At 36.7% G+C, this 1,703-nt stretch carries 2 protein-coding genes; both read left to right on the forward strand.

The features are described 5' to 3' along the window. The first annotated feature begins 187 nt into the window (after window positions 1–187). Window positions 188–529 (forward strand): hypothetical protein, encoded by a 342-nt coding sequence (locus JQC92_RS22165; protein ID WP_205001697.1) that lies wholly within the window; start codon window positions 188–190, stop codon window positions 527–529. Window positions 530–683: 154 nt separating this feature from the next. Next, window positions 684–1,295 carry a hypothetical protein gene (locus tag JQC92_RS22170; RefSeq protein ID WP_205001698.1) on the forward strand — a complete coding sequence of 204 codons (612 nt, stop codon included), beginning with the start codon at window positions 684–686 and terminating at the stop codon, window positions 1,293–1,295. Window positions 1,296–1,703 lie beyond the last annotated feature (408 nt).

Below are 1,703 nucleotides of genomic sequence, written 5' to 3' on the forward strand. Positions count from 1 at the left end.
TCACGGATAAGCCCTTGCCATTCGCTAGTAGTTATCGTTTAATAACATCATGTTAATAAACGGTGATCTTCCTACAGAGGACTTTCACCTCATTAGTTCACGCCCATGCTGGGCGTACACAAGCAATTCCAGCTGACGCCTACGGCGCAGCTGAATTGGGCGTTATATTTTGTGTAGTAACGAGGTTATGGAACAACAATCAACAAATACAATAAATAATAGAATTCATTACTCTGGTTTTGATTATTTTTGCAGTATGCTGTCGATCTGGATTTTACTTCCCATCGGCGTTGAGTTAATTATTTGGCTTCTTGATATCAAGCGTGGTGAAGTTGTAAATGGAGAAACTGCAACTTTCATGCTAGGTGATTATCTAGATTTTATCGCCATGTTTGCAGTTTTACTATTGTATATTCATAGAACATACAAACGAGTTAGCGCTATTGGTTTTCATAAACTTTTTACAATAGTATTTTGTGTACCTGTGGTCAATTTTATGTTGTTTTTTATACCTAGTAAAAAAATATAACAAAGGCATTCAAGACGGACAAATACTGGTTGGCTTTTTCCGCTGCGCTCCAAATTTTAGCCAACCACCATTTGCCGCTTAATGGCGGCGTTAGCAGTACCAATAAAGTGAGTCCAACTTGAATTCAATACGATTTTATATATTAGTATCTTCTTTGTTAATTATTTCAGGCATTATTATTGGACAGCTGTTTAATTTCGAAGGTGATACGCTGGAACGTATTGCGAAGGTACTTTCTTCGTTAGCAAGTATTGCTACAGTTGTTGGTGCCATAGTTGCCACAATAGCTCTCACTTCATGGAGAGCGCAATATACACATACAAAACTCGACAAACTCATGGATGAACTTGAAGATTCATTCAGTGATTTATTTAGGACAATTCACCAATACCGTTTCAATCAGATAATGGTCGTTAAATATGAAACAAACTCTGGTTCTCCATCTGACTATAAAGAACTAAAAAAGCTAGAGTTGGGTAGCCAAGGTAATTATTTTAAAGCTAGAGAAATTTACCATAGAAAATACGAACAATTTACACGGCATTATTTTTTAAAGAACACTATGAAAATAAATCCCCATAAAATTGATCAAGATATTGTGCCTATTTATCAAGGATTAAGGAATATTTACACACAAGATGATATACGTGAATCAAATAGGCTTTTATGCAAGAACGACGATGATCTTGAGTTAATATGGACACAATGCAAGCATGAGTTCGAGCAGGTTCGGAGTCAGGCACTGCTAATAAGAAATTCCAGCTGACGCCTACGGCGCAGCTGAATTGGGCGTTATGTGTCAAAAACCTGAGGTGACATTTTTTGATTTCATGGATCAATTCAAGTAAGTGCCACAGGTGCGGGCTTCAATATAATGACAGAGAGGTATACTGTCCTCATTGTGAAAACCTTCCCTTGGAAGAGGCTCGTAAATTAAAAGCTAAATTAATGGCTGAGTCGAAGATAATGCATGCAGGTTTAAAAAAAAGGCTTTCTTATTGTTTTTGCTCTGTCATTATTCGTAGTAATTTATTTTTCAATGTAATCAACACATAATAAATAAGGATAGGCGTAGCGCAGCCTGCGCCTTATCTGGTTGTTGAACCAGCCCGACGCTACTTATATATGCAAATATATCAGAAATGATTTTGTGATATGAGTGAGCCATTTTTCA

The sequence above is a fragment of the Parashewanella hymeniacidonis genome (genome assembly GCF_016900895.1).
GTDB lineage: Bacteria > Pseudomonadota > Gammaproteobacteria > Enterobacterales > Shewanellaceae > Parashewanella > Parashewanella hymeniacidonis.

Bases quoted from the DNA above. Each gene is read 5' to 3' on its own strand.
- JQC92_RS22165 (WP_205001697.1), top strand. From the start codon at position 188: ATGGAACAACAATCAACAAATACAATAAATAATAGAATTCATTACTCT.